The 20,089-nt window shown below is 63.4% G+C and carries 21 protein-coding genes; 8 read left to right on the top strand and 13 right to left on the bottom strand.

From position 1 onward, the window contains the following. Positions 1 to 55: 55 nt before the first annotated feature. Positions 56 to 406: a hypothetical protein gene (locus tag QRN22_RS00670; protein ID WP_052493755.1), complete on the bottom strand. Its 351-nt coding sequence runs from the start codon at positions 404 to 406 to the stop codon at positions 56 to 58. Between the two features lie 246 nt (positions 407 to 652). Here QRN22_RS00670 and QRN22_RS00665 point away from each other — a divergent pair, with 246 nt between their 5' ends. Genes QRN22_RS00665 through QRN22_RS00655 form a run of 3 tightly spaced genes read left to right on the top strand, consistent with a single transcriptional unit; the run spans position 653 to position 2,033 of the window. Next, entirely contained in the window at positions 653 to 1,210 is a 558-nt protein-coding gene (locus QRN22_RS00665) for a cysteine hydrolase family protein (RefSeq protein ID WP_042552892.1), read from the top strand. A 56-nt stretch (positions 1,211 to 1,266) separates the two neighbouring features. Continuing rightward, positions 1,267 to 1,611 carry a hypothetical protein gene (locus QRN22_RS00660; RefSeq protein WP_052493754.1) on the top strand — a complete coding sequence of 115 codons (345 nt, stop codon included), beginning with the start codon at positions 1,267 to 1,269 and terminating at the stop codon, positions 1,609 to 1,611. A 35-nt stretch (positions 1,612 to 1,646) separates the two neighbouring features. Next, a complete protein-coding gene (locus QRN22_RS00655) occupies positions 1,647 to 2,033 on the top strand; it encodes a hypothetical protein (protein ID WP_042552810.1) in 387 nt (128 codons plus the stop codon). 42 nt (positions 2,034 to 2,075) lie between these two features. On the opposite strand, the gene QRN22_RS00650 is transcribed toward QRN22_RS00655, so the two are convergent. Both QRN22_RS00650 and QRN22_RS00645 read right to left on the bottom strand, forming a co-directional pair. Continuing rightward, positions 2,076 to 3,350 (bottom strand): glucarate dehydratase family protein, encoded by a 1,275-nt coding sequence (locus tag QRN22_RS00650; RefSeq protein ID WP_042552809.1) that lies wholly within the window; start codon positions 3,348 to 3,350, stop codon positions 2,076 to 2,078. A 61-nt stretch (positions 3,351 to 3,411) separates the two neighbouring features. Further along, positions 3,412 to 4,767, bottom strand: coding sequence for an MFS transporter (locus tag QRN22_RS00645; protein ID WP_042552808.1), 1,356 nt, complete (start codon positions 4,765 to 4,767; stop codon positions 3,412 to 3,414). 106 nt (positions 4,768 to 4,873) lie between these two features. Between QRN22_RS00645 and QRN22_RS00640 the strand changes: the two genes are divergently transcribed. Next, a complete protein-coding gene (locus QRN22_RS00640) occupies positions 4,874 to 5,779 on the top strand; it encodes a LysR family transcriptional regulator (RefSeq protein ID WP_042552807.1) in 906 nt (301 codons plus the stop codon). A gap of 81 nt (positions 5,780 to 5,860) precedes the next feature. Here QRN22_RS00640 and QRN22_RS00635 read toward each other — a convergent pair whose 3' ends face one another. Then, positions 5,861 to 6,286 (bottom strand): VOC family protein, encoded by a 426-nt coding sequence (locus QRN22_RS00635; protein ID WP_042552806.1) that lies wholly within the window; start codon positions 6,284 to 6,286, stop codon positions 5,861 to 5,863. Positions 6,287 to 6,399: 113 nt separating this feature from the next. On the opposite strand from QRN22_RS00635, the gene QRN22_RS00630 reads away from it, so the two are divergent. After that, on the top strand, positions 6,400 to 7,272 hold the full coding sequence (locus tag QRN22_RS00630; protein WP_042552805.1) for a LysR family transcriptional regulator: 873 nt from the start codon (positions 6,400 to 6,402) through the stop codon (positions 7,270 to 7,272). A gap of 85 nt (positions 7,273 to 7,357) precedes the next feature. On the opposite strand, the gene QRN22_RS00625 is transcribed toward QRN22_RS00630, so the two are convergent. Then, positions 7,358 to 8,026, bottom strand: a complete 669-nt coding sequence (locus QRN22_RS00625; RefSeq protein WP_042552804.1) for a TIGR04211 family SH3 domain-containing protein — start codon at positions 8,024 to 8,026, stop codon at positions 7,358 to 7,360. Between the two features lie 301 nt (positions 8,027 to 8,327). Between QRN22_RS00625 and QRN22_RS00620 the strand changes: the two genes are divergently transcribed. The 3 genes from QRN22_RS00620 to QRN22_RS00610 all read left to right on the top strand — a co-directional run bounded on the left by QRN22_RS00620 (position 8,328) and on the right by QRN22_RS00610 (position 11,776). Next, the gene (locus QRN22_RS00620; protein WP_042552803.1) at positions 8,328 to 9,356 is read left to right on the top strand and encodes a LacI family DNA-binding transcriptional regulator; all 1,029 of its coding nucleotides are present in this window, start codon (positions 8,328 to 8,330) and stop codon (positions 9,354 to 9,356) included. Positions 9,357 to 9,583: 227 nt separating this feature from the next. Next, positions 9,584 to 10,567 (top strand): 2-hydroxyacid dehydrogenase, encoded by a 984-nt coding sequence (locus QRN22_RS00615; RefSeq protein ID WP_042552802.1) that lies wholly within the window; start codon positions 9,584 to 9,586, stop codon positions 10,565 to 10,567. A 9-nt stretch (positions 10,568 to 10,576) separates the two neighbouring features. Further along, complete coding sequence (locus QRN22_RS00610; protein ID WP_042552801.1) at positions 10,577 to 11,776, top strand: mandelate racemase/muconate lactonizing enzyme family protein; 1,200 nt, start codon at positions 10,577 to 10,579, stop codon at positions 11,774 to 11,776. An 8-nt stretch (positions 11,777 to 11,784) separates the two neighbouring features. Here QRN22_RS00610 and QRN22_RS00605 read toward each other — a convergent pair whose 3' ends face one another. The 8 genes from QRN22_RS00605 to QRN22_RS00570 form a co-directional block, all read right to left on the bottom strand. Further along, positions 11,785 to 12,999 carry an MFS transporter gene (locus QRN22_RS00605; protein ID WP_042552800.1) on the bottom strand — a complete coding sequence of 405 codons (1,215 nt, stop codon included), beginning with the start codon at positions 12,997 to 12,999 and terminating at the stop codon, positions 11,785 to 11,787. A gap of 158 nt (positions 13,000 to 13,157) precedes the next feature. Beyond that, complete coding sequence (locus QRN22_RS00600) at positions 13,158 to 13,673, bottom strand: GNAT family N-acetyltransferase (protein WP_042552799.1); 516 nt, start codon at positions 13,671 to 13,673, stop codon at positions 13,158 to 13,160. A gap of 122 nt (positions 13,674 to 13,795) precedes the next feature. Next, positions 13,796 to 14,788, bottom strand: coding sequence for an ABC transporter permease (locus QRN22_RS00595; protein WP_042552798.1), 993 nt, complete (start codon positions 14,786 to 14,788; stop codon positions 13,796 to 13,798). A 1-nt stretch (position 14,789) separates the two neighbouring features. Next, positions 14,790 to 15,782 carry an ABC transporter permease gene (locus QRN22_RS00590; RefSeq protein WP_042552797.1) on the bottom strand — a complete coding sequence of 331 codons (993 nt, stop codon included), beginning with the start codon at positions 15,780 to 15,782 and terminating at the stop codon, positions 14,790 to 14,792. Beyond that, positions 15,766 to 17,334: a sugar ABC transporter ATP-binding protein gene (locus QRN22_RS00585; protein ID WP_042552796.1), complete on the bottom strand. Its 1,569-nt coding sequence runs from the start codon at positions 17,332 to 17,334 to the stop codon at positions 15,766 to 15,768. The genes QRN22_RS00590 and QRN22_RS00585 overlap by 17 nt, the downstream gene beginning before the upstream one ends. Before the next feature lie 31 nt (positions 17,335 to 17,365). Continuing rightward, complete coding sequence (locus QRN22_RS00580; protein WP_042552795.1) at positions 17,366 to 18,352, bottom strand: sugar ABC transporter substrate-binding protein; 987 nt, start codon at positions 18,350 to 18,352, stop codon at positions 17,366 to 17,368. Positions 18,353 to 18,399: 47 nt separating this feature from the next. Beyond that, positions 18,400 to 18,759: a hypothetical protein gene (locus QRN22_RS00575; RefSeq protein WP_042552794.1), complete on the bottom strand. Its 360-nt coding sequence runs from the start codon at positions 18,757 to 18,759 to the stop codon at positions 18,400 to 18,402. 10 nt (positions 18,760 to 18,769) lie between these two features. Next, positions 18,770 to 20,002, bottom strand: coding sequence for an SfnB family sulfur acquisition oxidoreductase (locus QRN22_RS00570; protein WP_042552793.1), 1,233 nt, complete (start codon positions 20,000 to 20,002; stop codon positions 18,770 to 18,772). Between the last annotated feature and the right edge of the window lie 87 nt (positions 20,003 to 20,089).

Raw genomic sequence — 20,089 nt, 5'->3', positions numbered from 1 at the left:
GTTGCAGAGGTGAAAAACCCCGCCTAGGCGGGGTTCGGGTGGTCACACTCTGCAGTTATGCAGTGGCGCGATAGCCGCCGTCGCGAGTACGACGAGCCCACATCATCTTGGCTGCAGTCGGGTTGATCGGCGCGCCGGTGAAGGTCGGCAGGGTACGGTCGATCCACTGAGCGCCCTGCCCCTTCCAGTTGATCTCGCCGCTGATCAGCTTGCTGTCGCGCATGATTTCATGCAGCAGCGCCTGCACGCGGGTTTCGCAGAATACGGTCTGGCGATCGATCGCCTTCACGAACACCACTTCATCGTCCTTGCGCAACGTCATCAGCAACATCCCATCGGGGCGCTTCTTGAAATCGACTACATGGTCCGGGAGATTTTCGATCAGCTGCTGGATGGCGTATTGCATGGCTCGTACCCTCTATGTGGTGTTTCTTTATGAGAGGGATATTGCAGAGTGCATGCCAGCTTCTGATAAAAACTAAGCTATTGATTTATAAAGATTATTTTTATTTAAAAAGTAATTGAACTATGCATCCTGCACGGTGACCATGTTTCTGTCGTGCAAGATGCAATATCGGGATCATTGGTCCATACGCTATAGATGAGCCATCTGCGCAAAAGTGCCCAAACGCCCGAAAGCGAGGTTTCACCCATGCCGCTACCGGCTCTGATCATCATCGATATGCAACGCGGCATGCTCGAGGCGGCCGCCGGGCAGCGCAACAATCCCGAAGCGCCGGCGCGCGTGGCAGAACTTCTGCTGGCCTGGCGAGAGGCGCAAGCGCCAATCGTGCACGTTCGCCACATATCCAGGTCGCCCGGCTCACCCTTCGCGCCTGGGCAATTTGGCGTCGAGTTTCAGCCTGCGTTGCATCCTTTACCTGGCGAGCACGTGGTCGAGAAGAACGTGCCGGATGCCTTTATCAATTCGGGATTGGAGCGCTGGCTGCGGGTGAGGGATATCAGGTCGCCGGTGATCGTCGGTGTCAGCACCAACAACTCCGTGGAAGCAAGCGCACGCACGGCGGGTAATCTGGGTTTCAGCACCTACGTGGTGGCCGATGGCTGCTTTACCTTTGCCAAGACCGACTATAACGGTGTGCTGCGCAGCGCCGATGACGTGCATGCCATGGCGCTGGCCAACCTGCACGGCGAATACGCGCAGGTGATCAGTTGCCGTGAAGCGCGAGAGCTGCTCATCGAGCCCTGACACCGAAACGCACCGTGCAATACCCCCCGACCGCAGAGCACCCACAAGGACCGATCATGCTCAAGACAACCCGTACGACCCTGCTATTCACTTCCCTGTTTGTCACCACCATCCTGCCTGCTCAGGAGCTGCCGCGCCCGTCACCGGAGCAAGCGACCCAGGCAATTCTGGAGATGATGCAACTTGTTGATGAGCTCGGCGGGCAGGCCAGCGTAAAGCTGGGTACCTGCATCCCCGCAGTCGAGGCCGAACACGAGGGGCAGATCGCCTGCACCGTAGCAGTGGTAATGGGCGCCGGCAGCAGTGAGACACAGGCGGATTTTTACCGCCAGGAACAGAAATGGGTCGCACAACCCAGCGTCTCCCAGGATGAACTGCCGTTCCCGGATCCTGCCCTTTGAAACCTACAGTCATTTCATTGATAGCGGAGTTGGCCATGTCGGCATCTGCAGCGGAACACGTTCAAGAGGGCCAGGTCTGGCATTACCAGACGCGAGCGGGGGAAGAGTCTTCGCAGCTTTATATCGTGCAGATCGATCGGCACGAGACGCTCGGGCCGATCTACCACATTGCCCTGGACGGCCTGAAACTCAGGAATCCAAATATTGAAGGTGGCCTGCAGACCGACCTGCCTCACCTTCCCATTGGCGAGGCCGCATTGCAGAGCAGCGTGACGCAGCTGATCAGCTCGGGCGCACCCATGCCTGATATTTCCGAGGGTTACGGGCACTGGAAAGCCGCGTTCGACGCAGGCGAAGGCGGCATTTTCACCATCCCGGTCGGGCAGGCCGTGGGCTACATAGAAGAAATCGTGAACCAGTAGCAGAGCCGCATGGCTTCAATGCAGAAGCCATGCGCCGTCACGTCAGAAACGCGGCTTGAGCGCTTTCCAGCTCGGGTCGTACTTCTGCATCTGGGTCACGTCGTTACGCGAACGAATGCCGCAGGTCAGGTACTGGTCATTGAGCTTGGCCAGTTGATCGTAATCCAGCTCGACGCCCAGGCCGGGTGTGCGGGTGACCTTCACGCAGCCATCGACGATCGGCAGCTTGCCGCCCTTGATCACTTCCTCATCAGGCTCCTGCCAGGGGTAATGGGTATCGCAGGCGTAGGACAGGTTCGGAACGGCGGCGGCCACGTGGGTCATGGCCATCAGGCTGATCCCCAGGTGCGAGTTGGAGTGCATGGACACGCCCAGACCGAAGGTGTCGCACATGCGCGCGAGGATCTGCGTATCACGCAGGCCGCCCCAATAGTGGTGATCGGCGAGCACGATCTGCACGCTGTTCAGCGCCACGCTGCGGCGGAACTCGTCGAAATCGGTGACCACCATGTTGGTCGCCAGGGGAATGCCGGTGCGCTTGTGCACCTCGGCCATGCCTTCCAGTCCGGGGCAAGGGTCTTCGTAATACTGCAGGTCATCGCCCATCAGCTCGGCCATGCGCAGTGAGGTTTCCACCGACCAGTTGCCGTTGGGGTCGATACGCAGCGGCGTGCCGGGGAACGCCTGACGCAGCGCCTTGATGCAGGCGACCTCGTGTTCCGGGCCGAGCAAGGTACCCGCCTTGAGCTTGATGCTCTTGAAGCCGTTCTCCTCGATCATGGTGCGGGCCTGGGCAACGATCTGCTCGGGGCTGATGCCCTCCCCCCAGCGGTCCGGCTTGTAGGGCGAACCCACATGCTCGGCGTACTTGAGGAACAGGTAGGCGCTGAACGGCACCTCGTCGCGCACCGCGCCACCCAGCAGATCGACCAGAGGCATGCCCAGAGAACGGGCCTGCAAATCGAGAAAGGCCACTTCGAAGGCCGAATAGGCGTTCGCTACCTGCTTGCTCGGGTGCGAGCCAGGGGCCAGCTCGGCGCCAGCAGTGCCTGGCTTCAAAGCGGCGACGGTTTTCACCACACGGGCACGCAAGCCGTTGAGGTCGAACGGATCGAGCCCGACCAGCGACTCCTGCATGGCCTGCAACACGCTGAGCACCGGCGCATCGCCATAGCTTTCACCGAGACCGATGTAGCCGTTGTCGCTTTCCACTTCGATGATCGAACGAAGGGCGTAGGGTTCATGGATACCGCTGGCGTTGAGCAGCGGTGCGTCACGGAACGCAATCGGCGTTACGCGTACGTGTTTGATCCTCATGATTGGAACTCCTTGAATCTTGCAGGATTACTGCGCCGGTCGGGCCGACGCAGACGTTGTCTCAGGCTGGCGACGCCGCCGGTTTGGGGCTCACACCGTTGCCGCTGCCTTTGGCGCTTTTGCTGGTCTTGGTCATGAACACCAGGATGCCGGCGATCAGCGAAACCACGGCCAGACCGATCAGGCCGCCTTCGATGGAGCCGGTGTGCTCTTCGAGGTAACCGAAGGTAGCCGGGGCCACGAAGCCGCCCAGGCTGCCCACCGAGTTGATCAGGGCGATCACCGCTGCGGCGATACGCGCATCCAGGTAGGCCTGGGGAATCGGCCAGAACAGTGAAGACGCCGCCTTGAAGCCAATGGCCGCGAAGCAGATGGCGATGAAGGAGAAGATCGGCCCGCCGGTGGTGGACATGAACAGTCCGAACGCGGCGATCACGAAAGCGGCCGAGGCCCATGCCTGCTGCCATTTGTAGCGCGCAGCCAGGCTGGCGAAGGCGTACATGGCGGCCACCGAGATGATCCACGGCACCGAGTTGAACAGGCCAACCTGCATATCATCCAGCCCGCCCATGGAGCGGATGATGCTCGGCAGCCAGAAGGTGCAGCCGTAAATGGTCAGCGAGATCGAGAAGTACAGGAAGCAGAACAGCATGATCTGCGGGTCGCGCAGCAGCTTGAACACCGAGTGTTTGACCGCGCCGGTCTCCCCTGCTGCCAGTTGGCGCTGGCGCTGCTCTTCATCGATGCAGTCGGTCAGCGCCTGGCTTTCCTCACGGGTCAGCCATTTGGCGTCCTTGGGCAGCGAATCCAGCCAGAACCACACGAAACCGCACAGCACGACCGAGAACATGCCCTCGATGAAGAACATCCACTGCCAGCCCTTCATGCCCAGACCATCGATCTGCAAGAGCAGGCCGGACAGCGGGCCGGAGATGATCGACGCGATGGCCGAGCCACTGAGGAAGATGGCCATGGCCTTGCCACGCTCACCGGCGGGCAGCCATTTGGTGAAGTAATACACCACGCCCGGGAAGAAGCCGGCCTCGGCGACGCCGAGCAGGAAGCGCAGGATGTAGAACCAGGTTTCGTTGGGCACGAAAGCCATCGCGGTGGCGACGATGCCCCAGGTGAACATGATGCGGGTCAGCCACACCTTGGCACCGTAGCGCTGCAGGAGCATGTTCGACGGCACTTCGAACAGCGCGTAGCCGATGAAGAACAGGCCGGCACCCAGGCCGTAGGCCGCGGCACCGATACCCAGATCGGTTTCCAGGTGGCTGCGGACGAAGCCGATGTTCACCCGGTCGATGTAGTTGACGATGAACATGACCACGAACAGCGGCAAGACGTGGCGTTTCACTTTCGAGACCGCGCGGGCGACAACCTGCGGGTCGGCTGAACTCTGGACGTTATTCAATTGGGCGACTCCCGATCATTGTTTTTGTGGGATACGCCGATCATGTACGCGGGCATTGATCCCGTCTAATCTAGATTGGTATTGGATTGATACCCGGATTAAATCAATGTTCGAGCTCGCTCAACTGCGCTGCTTCACCACCGTCGCCACCGAACTCAACTTTCGCCGTGCCGCCGAACGGCTGAACATGACCCAGCCACCGCTGAGCCGGCAGATCCAGTTGCTCGAGCACAGCCTCGGGGTCGAGCTGTTTACCCGCAGCACGCGCAGCGTCGCGCTCACCGCCGCTGGCCGGGCGTTTTTCATCGAAGCCCAGCATCTCCTCGAACGTGCCCATCAGGCAGCCGCCTCGGCACGGCGCTTCGCGGCAGGCGATATCGGTTCGGTGAGCATCAGTTTCGTCGGCAGCGCGGTGTACGAATTCCTGCCCAAGGTGATCGCCGAGGCGCGGCTCAATCAACCCCAGGTGAAGATCTCCCTGAGCGAGATGAATACCCACCAGCAGCACGAAGCCCTACGCACCCGCCGTATCGACCTGGGTATCGTGCGCCAGCCATTGCTGCAACCAGGTTACGAAAACGAGTGCCTAGTGCGTGAGCCGTTCGTGCTGGCCATCCCGAGTCAGCATCCATTGGCCAACACGGCCCGCGTCAGGGTCGAGGACCTCGATGGTGCCCCGTTTCTGATGTATTCCCATGCCGCCTATCCACCCTTCAACGAACTGCTCACCGGCATGTTCCGCTCGGCCGGAGTGGCTCCGGAATACGTGCAGTGGCTGGGGTCGTCGCTGACCATTCTGGCGCTGGTCAACGCCGGTATGGGCCTGGCCCTGGTGCCGCGCTGCGCCACCAACGTGGTGTTCAAGGACGTGACCTTTCGCGAGATCGACCTGGGCGACGGCATTCAGAGCGAGCTGCACCTGACCTGGCGCAGCAACAACGACAACCCGGCCTGCATGATGCTGCTGGAAGCCATTCGGGCGGCGGTGGCTGCCGAGATGAACGGAGGCTGAGCGCTTTCTTGAGCCTGCGGCTGCGCGAAACGCAGCCCGGGCCACGGACCCGGGCTGCGCTTGGTGGCCAGCTCTGGATGCTTACTTGGCGAACAGCAGACTCATGTCCTTGAACGCCTTGAACTCCAGCGCGTTGCCGCACGGGTCGAAGAGGAACATGGTGGCCTGCTCGCCGACCTGGCCCTTGAAGCGTACGTAGGGTTCGATCACGAACTGGGTTTCGCGGGCACGCAGACGGTCCGCCAGCGCTTCCCACTCCTCCCAGCCGAGGATGATGCCGAAGTGCGGGACCGGTACGTTGTGACCGTCCACGGCGTTGGTGTGCGCGGACTCCTGGGACGCGGTCTTGGGGTGCTCGTGGATCACCAACTGGTGGCCGTAGAAATCGAAGTCCACCCAATGATCCGAAGAGCGGCCTTCTGGCAGCCCGAACACGTCGCCGTAAAAGGTGCGTGCGGCGGGCAGGTCATAAACGGGAATAGCGAGGTGAAAAGGGGAAAGGCTCACGGTTGGTCATCCTCTGGCATGTTTTTCTGGTGACCATGTTGACGCTTGCCGCTGTGCCTGGAAAGCGGATATCTTTTGATTCGAGCTCAAATAATTTCGATCAATGGACCGATATGCTGCGCGAATTGAAAACCTTTTTGACTGTCGTTCGTTGCGGTACTTTCGCTGCAGCGGGCAAGCAGGTGGGCCTTACCCAATCGGCGGTCAGCGCGCAGATCAAGAACCTAGAGGACGCGGTCGGGCTGTCGCTCTTCGATCGCACCGGGCGCACCGCCACACTCAATCAGGCAGGCGCCCGTGCCGTGCCATTGGCGGAAAAGATCCTGGAACAGTTCAGCCTGATGGGCACCCCCGAGCGGATCGAGGATTATCGTGGCGAGCTGCGCATCGGCGCCATCAGCACCGTGCAGTCGTGCCGGATGCCGGCGATCCTGTTGAAATTGCGCGAAAAGGCCCCCGGCATCGAAGCCAAGCTGGTTCCCGGAGTCTCGCTGGATCTGCTCAACCAGGTAGACAGCGGCGAAATCGATCTGGCCATCATCATCCGCCCGCCGTTCCAATTGCCCAAGGAGCTTGAGCTGGAGCTGGTCGAAAGCGAACAGTTCGTGCTGATCGCCCCCCTGGGGACGACGATCAAGGACCCACTGAAGATGCTGACCGAGCATGCTTTCGTCCGCTACGACCGCAGTTCCTTCGGCGGCAGGCTGGTCACCCAGTTCATCCGCAAGCACAGGATCCAGCCCCGTCAGGTGCTGGAGCTGGATGAGCTGGACGCGATCGTGAAAATGGTCGAAAGCGGCCTGGGTATCTCACTCATTCCGCGAGCGGGCCTGTGGGTCGAGAACCCGGCGAAGGTGCAGATCGTTCCCCTCGAAGACAAGGCGTTCCACCGGGATCTGGTGCTGATTTCCCGCTATGGTTCCCGGCAATCCCCAGCCCAGAAACTGTTCCGGGCGTGTGTCTTGCGCCTGACCGACGGCAGCTAGCCCGACCTGCTCCGGCGTCGGCCGCCGCACAACGCAGCGGCATCGAGGCCTTCGACTCACGCCGCGACCTGTCGTCAGGCCGCCATCACACCCACTGATCGTTGCGCTTGCGACGAACCCGGAACATGGTCGGCAGGATCAGGCCAGCCAGCAGGCCGGCACCGGCGATGCTGCCGCCGTAGATCATGTAGCGCATCAGCACTTCCTTCTGCTCGCTGCCCAACTGAGCCTGGGCTTCACGCAGCTCCGAACGCGCCTGACTCAACTCGATATCCAGCGCGCTGCGGCTGGCCTCGAGCTCGTCGATCAGGGTCTTGCGCGAATCCAGGGTCTCCTGCATGCCTTGCACGCGGGTTTTCCAGGTGTCGTTGATGCCTTCGAGCTCGGTGCTCAACTCGGTCACCTTCTGCTCGAGCGCCGGCAGCCGCTCGGCCTGGCCGGGCACCTCTTGCAGGTCACGGTTGGCGATCCATACGGCATCGCCGTTCTCGCCGCGAACCTGGCTGTAATCGCCCTGGGTGCGCAGCAGTTGCACACGCATGCCGGAACTCAGGGTGCCGACAATGCGGTAGCCATCGGTCGGGCCACTGCGCACGTAGGTGTTCAGACTGTCGCTGACCCAGCGCACGTCATCGCTGGTCTGTTGTGAGTGGGCCGGTGCCGCGATCAGCAGCAGACCGGACAGCAGTGAAGCCCCGAGCACGCGAAGTGGCGGCAGGGAAAAGGATGCGGAAAACGGGCGGGCTAGGGACATAAAAACGATCTTCACTCGGCGGTGGAACACAATGCGACACAGCGCGCTAACGTCGGCCAGATGAATTGTTGTGGGGCTCAGCAGGGTCGCGTAACTGGCGCAACGCCATGCCTCTCGCCCGGTTTGGCCGACTGCTGAAAGACCGCGGTGAATCGGGCAGGTTCCTCAACACCCGGTAGATCGGCCAACGCAGGAAGCTCGGCATGCGCTGCCGGTTGCCGGGGCTGGCAAAAGGCAATCACGGCATGACCAGGGCGCGCTGGCACTGTTAGGATGCCCCCTCAATCGACGTGGAAGTGTTATGGCGGTCAAGGGAGCAGGAAACAGTGGCAGGTCGACGCAAGGGGTAACCCTGATCGATGTGGCCAAGGCAGCGGGTGTGGCGCCGATGACCGTGTCACGGGCACTCAACAACCCCGATCACGTCAAGAAGGCGACCTTGCTCAAGGTGCGCAAGGCCATCGAGGACACCGGTTACGTGCGCAATCTGGTGGCCGGCGCCCTGGCCAGCAATCGCAGCCATCTGGTCGCAGTGATCGTCCCCATCCTCACCAACCCGATCTTCTCCGACACCTTCCAGGCCATCGCCGACCGCCTGAGCCAATCCGGCTATCAGGTGCTGCTGGGTATGTCCGGCTACCAGCCCGATCAGGAGCAGGAACTGCTCGAAGTGATCCTCAGTCGCCGGCCGGACGGCATCATCCTCACCGGTACCCTGCACACCGAAGCCAGCCGCCGCCGACTGCGCGCCGTGGGGGTTCCCGTGGTGGAAACCTGGGACCTGACCAGCGACCCCATCGACATGCTGGTGGGCTTCTGCCATGAAGATATCGGCCGCGATGTAGCCCGCCATCTGCTGGGCAAGGGCTACGCCGACTTCGCCACCCTGGGGGTCAACGATCCACGTGGCCAACGACGGCTCAATGCCTTCGTCGAAGAGCTGCAGGCCAATGGCATACACGAGGTGACGGGCGAACGCATCGAGGGCGTACCGACGCTGGAGCATGGCCGCAGCGGTCTGCGCAAACTGCTCGCCAACCCGGCACGGCCGCTGGTGGTGGTCTGCAGCTCGGACACCCTCGCCCACGGCGTGCTGACCGAAGCGCTGGCACAGGGCATCCGTGTGCCCGAAGAAGTGGCGGTGATGGGGTTCGGCGACATGAACTTCGCTGCCCATACCCACCCCGCGCTGTCGACCGTGAAGATCGATGGCAAGGTCATGGGCGATGCCGCCGCCAGCGCCCTGCTCGATCGCTTGCTGGGTAACGGTGATGAGATCGTGCAGCGCGATATCGGCTATCGACTGATAGACCGGCAAAGCACTCGCTAACTCGACGCTTCCCTGCAAACCCTCGTTGCAGAGGGCTTGCCGCCCGTTGAAGCCTGGCTAACGGAGAAAATCCACTTGTCAGCCTCGTCCGCCATGCACTACGGTGAGTCGCAAAATGGTTGCGCTACCATAAAATCGTTCAGGCGCATCCACGAACGAGAACCGTCATTCGCGAGCGTCCAGATGGACGCTCGCACAGGCATGACCGCGATACAGGAGAAGCACGCATGAAGATCGTCATGGTCGGCGAAGCCGCCACCCACCGCGATGAAATCGCCGCCGAACTGGGCTTCGAAGCCGACTACGTGGCCTTGCCGCGGGAAGCTCACGAATCGCCGGAGTGGGACGAGCAGATCGACGGTGCCGATGTGCTCGTCGCCATGCGCTTCAAACGCCCGAACAAGGCCGAAGTACCGCGCTTTCGCCTGCTCCATGTCCCAGGTGCGGGCCTGGATGGCATCGATTTTTCGCTGATGCCCGCAGGCAGTGTGGCCTGCAACGTGTTCGAGCACGAAATCCCCATGGCCGAATATGCCCTGGCGAGCATGCTCGAACATGAAGTGGGCCTGGCCGCCGCCCGTGCCAGCTTCGACAGCGAGCGTTTCGCATCCGCCTACCTGGGCCGCAAGCCACGCGGCGAGCTGTATGGCAAAACCGTCCTGATCGTTGGTTTCGGGCGCATCGGCCAGGCCGTGGCGGTACGTGCCCAGGCCTTCGGGCTGAAGGTCATCGCCCTCTCCTCCCGCGCCCTCAACGGCCAGTTGAAGGGCCCGTGCCATGAGGCGTACACGCCATCGCAGATCAACGAAATCCTGCCCCGCGCCGACTACGTGGTGTTGTCGTGCCCGCTCGATGATGAAACCCGGGGCTCGTTCGGCGCAGATCAGTTCCAGGCCATGAAAGAGGACGCCGTGCTGATCAATATCGCTCGCGCTGCGGTGGTCGACGAAGACGCGCTCTATCAGGCCCTGCTCGACAGGCAGATCGCCAAGGCGTTTCTCGATGTCTGGTACGCCTATCCGGCAGGCAGCAGCGACAGCGTGGCGCCGGCCCGACACCGCTTCGAGGAGCTGCCCAACGCCTTCTGCACGCCGCACATCTCCGGCTGGACCCATGGCCTGTTCGAACGCCGCTACGCCTTCATCGCCGCCAATATCAGGCGTCTGAAAAGTGGCGAGAAGCTGCATAACGTCGTCTACGGCGAGGCTTGAGGACAGCTCATGAAAATTACCAGAATCGACACCACCCGCCTGAAGAGCCTGCCCAACCTGATCTGGGTCGAGGTGCATACCGACGACGGCCAGGTCGGTCTCGGCGAGACCTTTCGCGGCTCGGAGGCCGTGGAGGCCTACATCCACTCGATCTCCGCCGGCATGCTGCTGGGCAAGGACCCGTTGCAGATCGAACGGCACAGCAAGACCCTGCTGCGCGGCTACCTCGGTTTCAATGGTTCCGGCGTGGAAACCCGCGCGGCCTCGGCGCTGGATATCGCCCTCTGGGATATCTTCGGCCAGGCGGTGAACCAGCCCATCTACCAGCTGCTCGGCGGTCTCGCCCACGACAGCATGCGGGCCTACAACACCTGCGCCGGTGGCAATTTCAACACCGGCGGCGAACAGCGTCGCACCATCGCCAAGGGCGAGGCCAGGGTCAGTGAACGCTACGACGACCAGGTCGCCTTCATCGAATGCCCCGACGAGCTGGCCCAGAGCCTGATCGAAGACGGCTTCAGCGCCATGAAGATCTGGCCCTTCGATGCCTTCGCCATGGCCAGCGGCGGCCAGTACATCAGCTCGGCGGATATCAGGAAGGGCCTCGAACCCTTCGAAAAAATCCGCAAGGCAGTCGGTGACCGCATCGAGCTGATGTGCGAATTCCACTCGTTGTGGAACACCACCACGGCGCTGGCCATCGCCCGTGAACTGAAGGACTACAACATCTTCTGGTCCGAAGACCCGATCAAGATGGACTCCGTGCAGGGCCTCGCCGATTACCGTCGCCTCAGTGGCCTGCCGGTGTGCGGCAGCGAAACCCTGGCGACGCGCAGTTCGTTCCGCGACCTGCTGGCCGCCGATGCGCTGGACTACGTGATGCTGGATCTGTCCTGGTGCGGCGGCATCAGCGAAGCCAAGAAAGTCGCTGCCCTGGCCGAGGCCTACCAGAAACCCATCGCCCCCCACGACTGCACCGGGCCGGTGGTGCTGATGGCCTCGCTGCACCTGGGGCTGTCCAGCCCCAACGCGATCTTCCAGGAAGTGGTGCGCGCCTACCTGGCCGGTTTCTATCAGGACCTGGTGACCACCCTGCCCGTCGTGCAGAACGGCTTCATCCTGCCGCCGACCGGCGCCGGCCTGGGCACCGCACTGAACCCGCGCCTGCGTGATCGGGCGGACTGCGTGGTACGTACCTCGCAGCTCTGAGCATCCCGTTACTTGCCGGACAGCACCCGCTGCTCCGGCTCAACCTGGCGCCCATTGCACAGCGCCACCAGCAGTGCCAGGGCCGGGAACGCGCCACCGATCAGCGCGGCGCCCTGCCAGCCGAAGCTTTCGTAGATAGGGCTGGCGATCGCCGAACCCGTGGCGCCACCAATGAAGATGCTGGTCATGTACAGCGCATTGAGCCGCGCCCGGCTGTTCTGCTCCAGGGCATACACCTCGCGCTGGCCCAGCACCATGTTCAGTTGCACGGCGAAATCCAGCAGCACGGCACACAGCACCAGGCCGATCACTCCGGCCAGCGGGCTGGCCAGAGTCAGCGCGAAAGACAGCGGCGCGAGCGTCAAGGCCACCAGGGTTGCACGACGGGTATGGCCGGCATCGGCCAGGCGACCCGCGAGCGGCGCGGCGATCGCCCCGATGGCGCCGACCAGCGCGAACAGCGCCACCTGGCTCTGGCTGAAGCCGTAATGGCGCACCAGTTCGAGGGGAGCCAGCGTCCAGAACAGGCTGAACGAAGCGAACATCAGGCCCTGATACAACGCCCGCTGACGCAGCGTCGAATAGCGCCGCAACAGGCCGAACAGCGACAGCAGCAGTTGACCGTAATGGCCACGGTTGTCCGGTGCATGACGGGGAATGGTGGTGGCGATCACCACCACGATGCCCAGCATCATCGCTGCCGCGCAAAAGTACACCGCACGCCAGCCGAAGTATTCGGCGATCAGGCTGGCGACCGGGCGCGCCAGCAGAATACCCAGCAGCAGCCCGGCCATGATGTTGCCCACCACGCGACCACGGGTGGCCTCAGGCGCCAGATGGGCAGCCAGGGGAATCAGCATCTGCACCGACACCGAACTCAGGCCGACCAGCAGCGACAGGCCGAGAAACAGGCCCGGCGATGACGACAAGCCAGCGGCCAGCAGGCAGACCATCGCGGCCAGGGTGGTCAGCAGCATCAGCCGGCGGTTCTCCAGCAGGTCGGCCAGCGGCACCAGAAACAGCAGGCCTACCGCGTAACCGACCTGGGTCAGGGAAACGATCAGGCTGGCCTTGTGCATCGACAGGCCCACCGAGGGAGCGATCAGTTCGATGATCGGCTGGGCGTAATAGAGATTGGCGACGATGGCGCCGCAACAGAAGGCGAACAACAGCACCAGCGCGGGCGGCAGGCTGTGGTGTTCGCGTGAAGTGGATGCGTTCATGGTTACCTCGGAGGTGAATCGGCGTGCACCGCGCGAATCGTCGGCCTATGGAACAGATGGGATGCCCGGCAATGCCATGGCCTCGGGCCGATGACATCGGATCACGCACCGGCAAGGCGACGCTCGCCCATCGAACAAGCTCGCGACGGGCGGTGACTCTAGCTCAACGCGGGCAATACACATTGCATATGCGTCGTCTGCCAGAGCGGATCTGCTTCCACATCCACCACAGCGAAGCCCTGCCGCTCCCAGAAGCGGATAGCCCCCGGCAGGAAGGGATGGGTATGCAGATAAAGTACCTGCACGCCGGCGGCAGCGGCGTGCTCGCGCAGCCGCTCGTACAGCGCCTTGGCCAGACCGCAACGGCGCAAGTGCGGAGCCACGAACAGACGCACGATTTCCACGGTCCGGCGCCCGACATAATCGAGCTGCGCGAAACGATGGTCATAGGGCAGATAGCCAATGGCTGCGACCACTTCGCCCGCACTGCGCGCCAGCCAGAAACGACCGTCCTGCCCATTCAGGTAGACCCGCTCGAAGTGCTGCAGATCTGCCGGCAGCACCCTTGCATCGAGCATGGGAAAGATTTCCGCGCGGGCGGCCATGACGAAATCGATTACCGCGCCAATGTCGTGCGGACCGACTTCGGCGATCTCCAACGGTGATACCTGCATGGGGTTCCTTCAACGGCTCAGGCAACATCTTCCAGCTTCGCAGCCGGCAAAGCCGCCCCGAATGGGCGGGCAACATAGCCCGCTCGGCGTGACCACGCAACGGTCACCCGCCGCGGGTCACCTCAGCGCGCCTGAACCAGGCGGCGGCTGATGAAGCTGAATACCAGCACCAGCAGAATCAGCGCACCGGTCGCGACCTGCTGCCAGTAGAAATTCCAGCCAATCAGCAACAGGCCATTGGCCGTGACGTTGAGGAACAGAACCCCCAGCAGCGTGCCAGCGATATTCGCCCGCCCCCGGCGGTTCAGCGTGGTTCCGATGAACACCGCGCCAATGGCATTCATCAGAAAGGCATTGCCGGACATCGGTACGTAGGCGTTCACCGACATCGTCAGCACGATGCCAGCCACCGCACTGGCGAATGCACTGGCGATGAACACCAGCGCAGCGACGCGCGACAGGCACAGCCCCGAGTAGCGAGCGACCAGAGGCTGAGTACCCAACGCCAGAACCTCACGACCAAAGCGCCCGCGCGCCAGCAGCACGCCATACACCAGGGCCAGCAACGCCACCAGGAGCAGCGGCAAGGGAATCCCCAGCAAGGGATCGACGAGAGCACCAGGTCGCACGGCGGCCGCCAGGTAAATCGGTTGTCCGCCCTCCGACAGCAGTTGCTGCACGCTGGTGCCGATGAACAACGTGCCCAGCGTGGCCAGAAACGGGGAAATGCCCAGCCCCGCGATCAGTCCGGCATTGAACAGGCCGGTAAGGCTGCCGGCCAGCAGTGCCCCCAGCACCGCGACGCTGAATCCGTGACCGGCATTGAGCAGAACCACGAAGGCCAGTGCCGAAAAATCCAGCGCCGTGCCCACCGACAGATCGATGCCCCCGGCCGCGATGGCATAGGTCATGCCCACCGCGACGATGGCCAGCAACACGAAGTTGTTCAGCAGCAGGCTGGTCAGATTGCCCGAACTGAGGAAGCCCGGCGCCTTCACGGCAAAGAACGTCAGCACCGCCAGGAAGGCTATCGGCAACAACAGGCGCACCAGCAATGCGACCAACGACGGAGCGCCACGCCCCAGGCGCTCGCCCCTGACAATCGAATCGCTCATCTCAGGCCTCCCGACCGCGCAGCAGGCTGGATGCCGCGACCACCGCCAGGATCAGCACGCCCTGCACGCCATTGACCCAGAAACTGGAAATATTCAATAGCTGGAAGCCGTTGATCAGGCAGCCCACCAACAGCGTGGCCAACAGGGTTCCGGAGATGCTCGGCTGCAGCCGGCGCGAGAAGATCACGCCCAGAAACGCAATGGCGACCACCGGTAGCAGCATGTCTGCGGAGCCGGTGGTACTGCCACTGAACCAGGCCGAGGAACAGAACGCCGCCAGGCTGCCGCACAGGCCGCTGATCAGATAGCTGCCGAGCACATAGCGGGGGACCGCGATCCCTGCAGCGGTGGCTGCCTCCGGGTACTCCCCCACCGCATAAAGCCGCAGACCGAAGGGCGTGTACTGCACCAGCACCAGCAGGATCGCCGCCACCACCGTCAACACCCAGGCCAGCGCCGGAACGCCCAGCGGCTCGGCAAAGCTCAACCAGTCGAGCAGCGCGGATTCGGTCGGCAACACGGTGTTCTCTGTAAGCACCAGCTCCAGCCCGGCGATCAGGTTCATGCTCGCCAGCGTCGCCAGCAAGGCAGGCAAGCGCAGCCCTACCACCAGGGCACCGTGGAGCAGGCCGATGGCCAGCCCGCAGGCCAGCGTCAACGCAACGGCGCTCGCAGCACCATAGCCCGCATTGTTGAGGGTCGCGTAGACCGCTGCGCAGAGGCCGAGGTTGGCCGCCAGGGATAGGTCCAGCCCACCGGATACGACATTGGAACCACCGCCGATGACCACCACCGTGAGGCCGAAGGCAAGAATGCCGAGAATCGCCGACTGGGTGAGGACGTTGAGCAGGTTGCCCAGCGACAGAAAGTTCGGCGCGCTGATGGCAAGCCCCAGCAGAATGGCGGCGAACGCCAACGATGCGCCGCTGCGCAACAGGCTGACAGCGAAGCGTCGCGGCAGCGCGGGTGTCGAGACGTCAGATAGCGATGGCATGGGGCGACAATTCCTGTACGGGCTCGGTGATGCGCTCGGCGCCGGTGGCCACGGCGAGCAGGCGGTCGCTGTCGGCTTCACCGGCAGCGAAGGTCGCGGCGAGCGCGCCGCGGTGCATGACGTGAATGCGGTCGCACAGCCCCAGCAGCTCGGGAAGATCGGACGACAGGATCAATACCCCGGCGCCCTCGCTCACCAGTTCGCCGATAAGCCGGTAGATCTCCACCTTGGCACCGATGTCGATGCCCACGCTGGGCTCGTCGAGCAGATAGAGGCTGGACTGGCGTGCGAACCACTTGGCCAGCGCCACCTTCTGCTGATTGCCACCACTTAGCTGGCGCAGCGCGCTCTGCGTGCCAGCGGCCTTGATCCGCAGGCGGCCGATCAGCGCCTCGCTGGTCCGACGCTCGACACGCCGACGCAGCAGCCCGAACCAACTGAAGCGGCCCAGGCTGGCCAGGGTGATGTTCTCCTGCACGCTCAGGTCCAGCGCGATGCCTTGCCTGCGACGCTCCTCGGGCAGCAGGGCGATACCGTTGCGCACGGCCTGGGAAGTACCGTGCAGACGCTGCACACGGCCATCGATGCGTACCTCGCCGCGCTCAGGGGGCAGCAGACCGAACAGGCCCCTGAGCAGCTCCTTGGCCCCGGAGCCGACCAGGCCGGTAAGGCCGACGATCTCGCCGCGGCGTACCTGCAGGTCGATGTCCTTGTAAGCTGCGCCACGACCAAGCCCGCGTACTTCCAGCAATGCCTTGCCCGGCGTGGTGGCCGCTTTGGGATAGAGCTCGCCGACCTCGCGGTTGACCATCAGCCGGGCGATGCTGTCGAGCGTGGCGCTGCGTGGATCGACCTCGGCCACGTCACGGCCATTGCGCAACACCGTGACCCGGTCGCACAGCGCCTCGATTTCCTGCAGATAGTGAGAGATGTAGATGATCGTAAGCCCCTCGCGGCGCAGCCGTTCGACGATGCGCAGCAACCGTTCCACCTCGCGCTGCACCAGGGCGACGCTCGGTTCGTCGAACACCAGCACACGCGGTTTGCTGATCAGCGCCCGGGTAATCTGCACGAGTTGCTGCTCGGCATTGCCCAGCTCGCCGATCAGTGCGCCACCGGGGAGACGCAGGTCGAAATAATGGCGCAGCAGACGCTCGGCTTCACGCTGCTGCGCGCGGCGGTCGAGCAGTGGCCCGCGGCGCAGCTCCTGGCCGAAGAACAGCGCCTCGCCGACGCTGAAGCTAGCGGGTAGCAGGCGTTCCTGATGGATGAACTGCACACCCAGGCGCTCGACCTGACGAGGGCTGAAATGGCTGTAAACCTGGCCATTGACGAGCAGGCTGCCCGCATCGGGTCGATGGATGCCAGCCAGGACCTTGATCAGGGTCGACTTGCCGGCGCCATTCTCCCCGACCAGCCCGTGCACGGTGCCACTGGCCACGCGCAGACTGGCACCGTCGAGGGCGCGGGTTGCGCCGAACTGCTTGACGATGCCCCGCAGCTCCAGAGCGATGTCACCTTCAGGCTGCGGACGGGGTTCGAGCGCGCTCATCAAAGCCCTCCCACACGGCAAAGGAGCCGGCTCACTGATCGCCCCGCAGTTGCCGCACCTGATCGAGGTTGGCGTGGGTCGTCAGCAGCGTCGGCACATGGGTTTCCTTGGGCAGGTCACGCTGCCCGGCCAGGTAACGCGCCACGTTCTGCACCGCCGTCCTGCCGATCAGCTCCGGCTGCTGCGCGACCACTGCGCCGACCGGCGAAGCGTCGCGGGCGAGCAGTTCGAGCACTTCGGGCGTGCCGTCGACGCCGTAAGTCTTGATTTCCGTGCGTCCGGCGTCGATCAGTGCCTGGCTGGCGCCAAGCTGAGGGATATCCCAGGCCGACCAGATCGCGGCGATTTCGCCCTTCGGGTACTTGTTGAGCAAGGCGGCTATCTGCGCACGGGCGTCCTGCACGGTATTGGGGATCACATCGCGCAACTCGGGCTGCAGGATCTTCAGGTTCGGGTGGGCGGCCAGCACCTTCTGCAGCTCGTCATAACGGATGGCGCATACCGGGACGCCATAGAAGCCATTGAACACCAGGATATTGCCCTTGCCACCGGCATCGCTGGCCAACTGCTCGGCCAGGACCCGGCCACTGGTGACATTGTCCGATGTGGTGTTGTTGATACTGTGCTGCGACGGCGCATCGATGGTGAACAGCGGTATGCCAGCCTTGCTGATGCGTTTGAGCCAGGGGTCGATCACGCTCAGGGTACCGAGGGTCTGGATCACCGCGTCGGGCTTCTGGGTGACCACGGTCTGCAGCTGGGTCACCAGATTCTTGTCGTTGCGCCCTGCATCCAGGGTGATCGGCGTCCCCCCCAGGCGCTTGATCTCATCGACCTGCGCCTGGAACGCCTTGACGTCGAAATAGTGACTGGTGCCGGTCATGCTGATGGCGATGCGTTTGCCAGCCAGCGAGGGCACATCCGCGGTTTGCGCGTAGGCTGCCTGCGCCAGCACGGCCGCCAGCGGCAGGATCAGGGTCAGCGCACGTCTGGCGCGCTGCAGTAGGGTCGTGTTCATGTCGGTCCTTGTGTTCGCCAGCAGCGGCCGCAGCCGCCGTGAAGGGATCATTCAAACGAAGTGCCGTTGAGGTAGTGATCGCCGAGCTGCCGACGTTGCTGGTGCAGCGGCGCCTCATCGTCTGCCACCGTGGGCCGTGGCAAGGTCTGCCCGCTCAGTTCCACCTGCAGGTCACTGGCCAGACGGGCCGCCTCGGCTGCCGCCAGACGCGCCTCGACCCGGGCGGATGCCGAGCGCCCGGCACGTGCCAGCAACGCATCGGCGGCGTCGATATGGATCTGCACCTGGCCGACGCTGGCGATTACCAGAGCATCATCCGTGCGAGCGTCCGCGCGCAGCTGTTCGACCAGTGCGCTGAGTGCGTTACGGGCGAAAACCAGATCACCCAGGGTGTGTGAGTCGGACATGGGCGTTTCCTCAGTTCCAGGAGTGACGTTGTGGCTTGATGCCGTTGAGGCGCAGGTTGCCGACCAGGTGATACTTCCAGCGCACCGGATCATGCAGCGTGTGGGTTCGCGCGTTGCGCCAGAAACGATCCAGCCCCTGGCTGGAGGAAACCGAACGCGTACCGCCCAGTTCGAACAGCCTGCTGGAGGCTGCCAGGGCGATTTCGGTGGACAGCACCTTGGCCTGACCGACCACCAGAGATGCCTCGGCCACGCTGTCCTCGCTGGGCTCGGCGACGGCGTGGTCCACCGCCCTGGCTGACTTCTGCAAAATCGCCTCGGCGGCACTCAGGCGCCAGGCCAGGTCGCCGATCAGCGCCTGGCTCAGCGGGTCCTGCCAGCCATGTTGCAGGCCGCTGTCGACCCAGGGCCGTGCCTGCCTGGCGACCTTCAGCAGTTCGGCGAAGGCGCCCCGGGCGATGCCGGTGTCCACCGCAGCCTGGATGATCTGCGACACGGGGCCATCGGCCGTAGGTTGGTCGTAGGCCTTCCAGGCCGGGATCACTTCGCTGCGGGGTACGCGGACCTTGTCGAGCAGCACCTGGCCACTGGCGGTACTGCGCTGACCGAAGCCGTCCCAACTGTCGATCACGCTCAGCCCCTCGGCATCGCGGGGCAGGAAGGCGATGAAGGGCCGATTGTCTTCATCCACCCCGACCGCTGGCACGATATGGGCGAACAGCGCACCGGTGCAGTAGGCCTTTTCTCCTTCGATCACCACACTGTCGCCCTCGAAGCGCACCTGGGTTTCGAACGCGGTGACGTTCTTGCTCCTGGCTTCGGAGAAGGCGTTACCGAAGCGATAGCCCTGCAGGACCTTGGCGAAGAAGCGTTGTTTCTGTTCTTCGCTGGCGGTGAGCGACAGGTTGTTGATCACCCCGAAGTGGTTCTGCGGCAACTGGCCAAGGGACGCGTCAGCCGCTGAAATCAACGCGATCACCTCGACCAGCGTGGCGTAGGACACGCCGGCACCGCCGTAGGCCCTGGGCACCGTGATCGCCCACAGGCCACTCTGGGAAAACCGATCGAGCTCCGCCCAGGGCAGGCGACGATCGCGATCACGCGCTGCGGCTTCGACGGCGAATGCCTCGGCCAGCTCCCGCGCGACCTCGATGGCTTCGGCATCGCTGCGGATTAGGTGGGCCGCCCGCTCTGGCGCCGAACGGGCCTGCGGGGGGAACGGAGAAAGCGTGGTCTGGCTCATGCTGCTCACCTCTTGCAATCGGGTTGCAGGAGGCTTTGCATAGCGCGTACCAGAAAATAATATTCAGCGAATTCAAAAGGTTAAGCT

Origin of the sequence: Pseudomonas sp. MEJ086, from assembly GCF_030209025.1 — a bacterium.
Lineage (GTDB): Bacteria > Pseudomonadota > Gammaproteobacteria > Pseudomonadales > Pseudomonadaceae > Aquipseudomonas > Aquipseudomonas fulva_A.
The sequence above is the reverse complement of the archived record's forward strand: the minus strand, read 5'-3'. Positions and strand labels throughout refer to the sequence as shown.

Excerpts from the sequence above, each read along its gene's own strand:
- QRN22_RS00670 (WP_052493755.1), bottom strand. The coding sequence starts at position 406 with ATGCAATACGCCATCCAGCAGCTGATCGAAAATCTCCCGGACCATGTA.
- QRN22_RS00665 (WP_042552892.1), top strand. The coding sequence starts at position 653 with ATGCCGCTACCGGCTCTGATCATCATCGATATGCAACGCGGCATGCTC.
- QRN22_RS00660 (WP_052493754.1), top strand. The coding sequence starts at position 1,267 with ATGCTCAAGACAACCCGTACGACCCTGCTATTCACTTCCCTGTTTGTC.
- QRN22_RS00655 (WP_042552810.1), top strand. The coding sequence starts at position 1,647 with ATGTCGGCATCTGCAGCGGAACACGTTCAAGAGGGCCAGGTCTGGCAT.
- QRN22_RS00650 (WP_042552809.1), bottom strand. The coding sequence starts at position 3,350 with ATGAGGATCAAACACGTACGCGTAACGCCGATTGCGTTCCGTGACGCA.
- QRN22_RS00640 (WP_042552807.1), top strand. The coding sequence starts at position 4,874 with ATGTTCGAGCTCGCTCAACTGCGCTGCTTCACCACCGTCGCCACCGAA.
- QRN22_RS00630 (WP_042552805.1), top strand. The coding sequence starts at position 6,400 with ATGCTGCGCGAATTGAAAACCTTTTTGACTGTCGTTCGTTGCGGTACT.
- QRN22_RS00625 (WP_042552804.1), bottom strand. The coding sequence starts at position 8,026 with ATGTCCCTAGCCCGCCCGTTTTCCGCATCCTTTTCCCTGCCGCCACTT.
- QRN22_RS00620 (WP_042552803.1), top strand. The coding sequence starts at position 8,328 with ATGGCGGTCAAGGGAGCAGGAAACAGTGGCAGGTCGACGCAAGGGGTA.
- QRN22_RS00615 (WP_042552802.1), top strand. The coding sequence starts at position 9,584 with ATGAAGATCGTCATGGTCGGCGAAGCCGCCACCCACCGCGATGAAATC.
- QRN22_RS00610 (WP_042552801.1), top strand. The coding sequence starts at position 10,577 with ATGAAAATTACCAGAATCGACACCACCCGCCTGAAGAGCCTGCCCAAC.
- QRN22_RS00605 (WP_042552800.1), bottom strand. The coding sequence starts at position 12,999 with ATGAACGCATCCACTTCACGCGAACACCACAGCCTGCCGCCCGCGCTG.
- QRN22_RS00600 (WP_042552799.1), bottom strand. The coding sequence starts at position 13,673 with ATGCAGGTATCACCGTTGGAGATCGCCGAAGTCGGTCCGCACGACATT.
- QRN22_RS00595 (WP_042552798.1), bottom strand. The coding sequence starts at position 14,788 with ATGAGCGATTCGATTGTCAGGGGCGAGCGCCTGGGGCGTGGCGCTCCG.
- QRN22_RS00590 (WP_042552797.1), bottom strand. The coding sequence starts at position 15,782 with ATGCCATCGCTATCTGACGTCTCGACACCCGCGCTGCCGCGACGCTTC.
- QRN22_RS00585 (WP_042552796.1), bottom strand. The coding sequence starts at position 17,334 with ATGAGCGCGCTCGAACCCCGTCCGCAGCCTGAAGGTGACATCGCTCTG.
- QRN22_RS00580 (WP_042552795.1), bottom strand. The coding sequence starts at position 18,352 with ATGAACACGACCCTACTGCAGCGCGCCAGACGTGCGCTGACCCTGATC.
- QRN22_RS00575 (WP_042552794.1), bottom strand. The coding sequence starts at position 18,759 with ATGTCCGACTCACACACCCTGGGTGATCTGGTTTTCGCCCGTAACGCA.
- QRN22_RS00570 (WP_042552793.1), bottom strand. The coding sequence starts at position 20,002 with ATGAGCCAGACCACGCTTTCTCCGTTCCCCCCGCAGGCCCGTTCGGCG.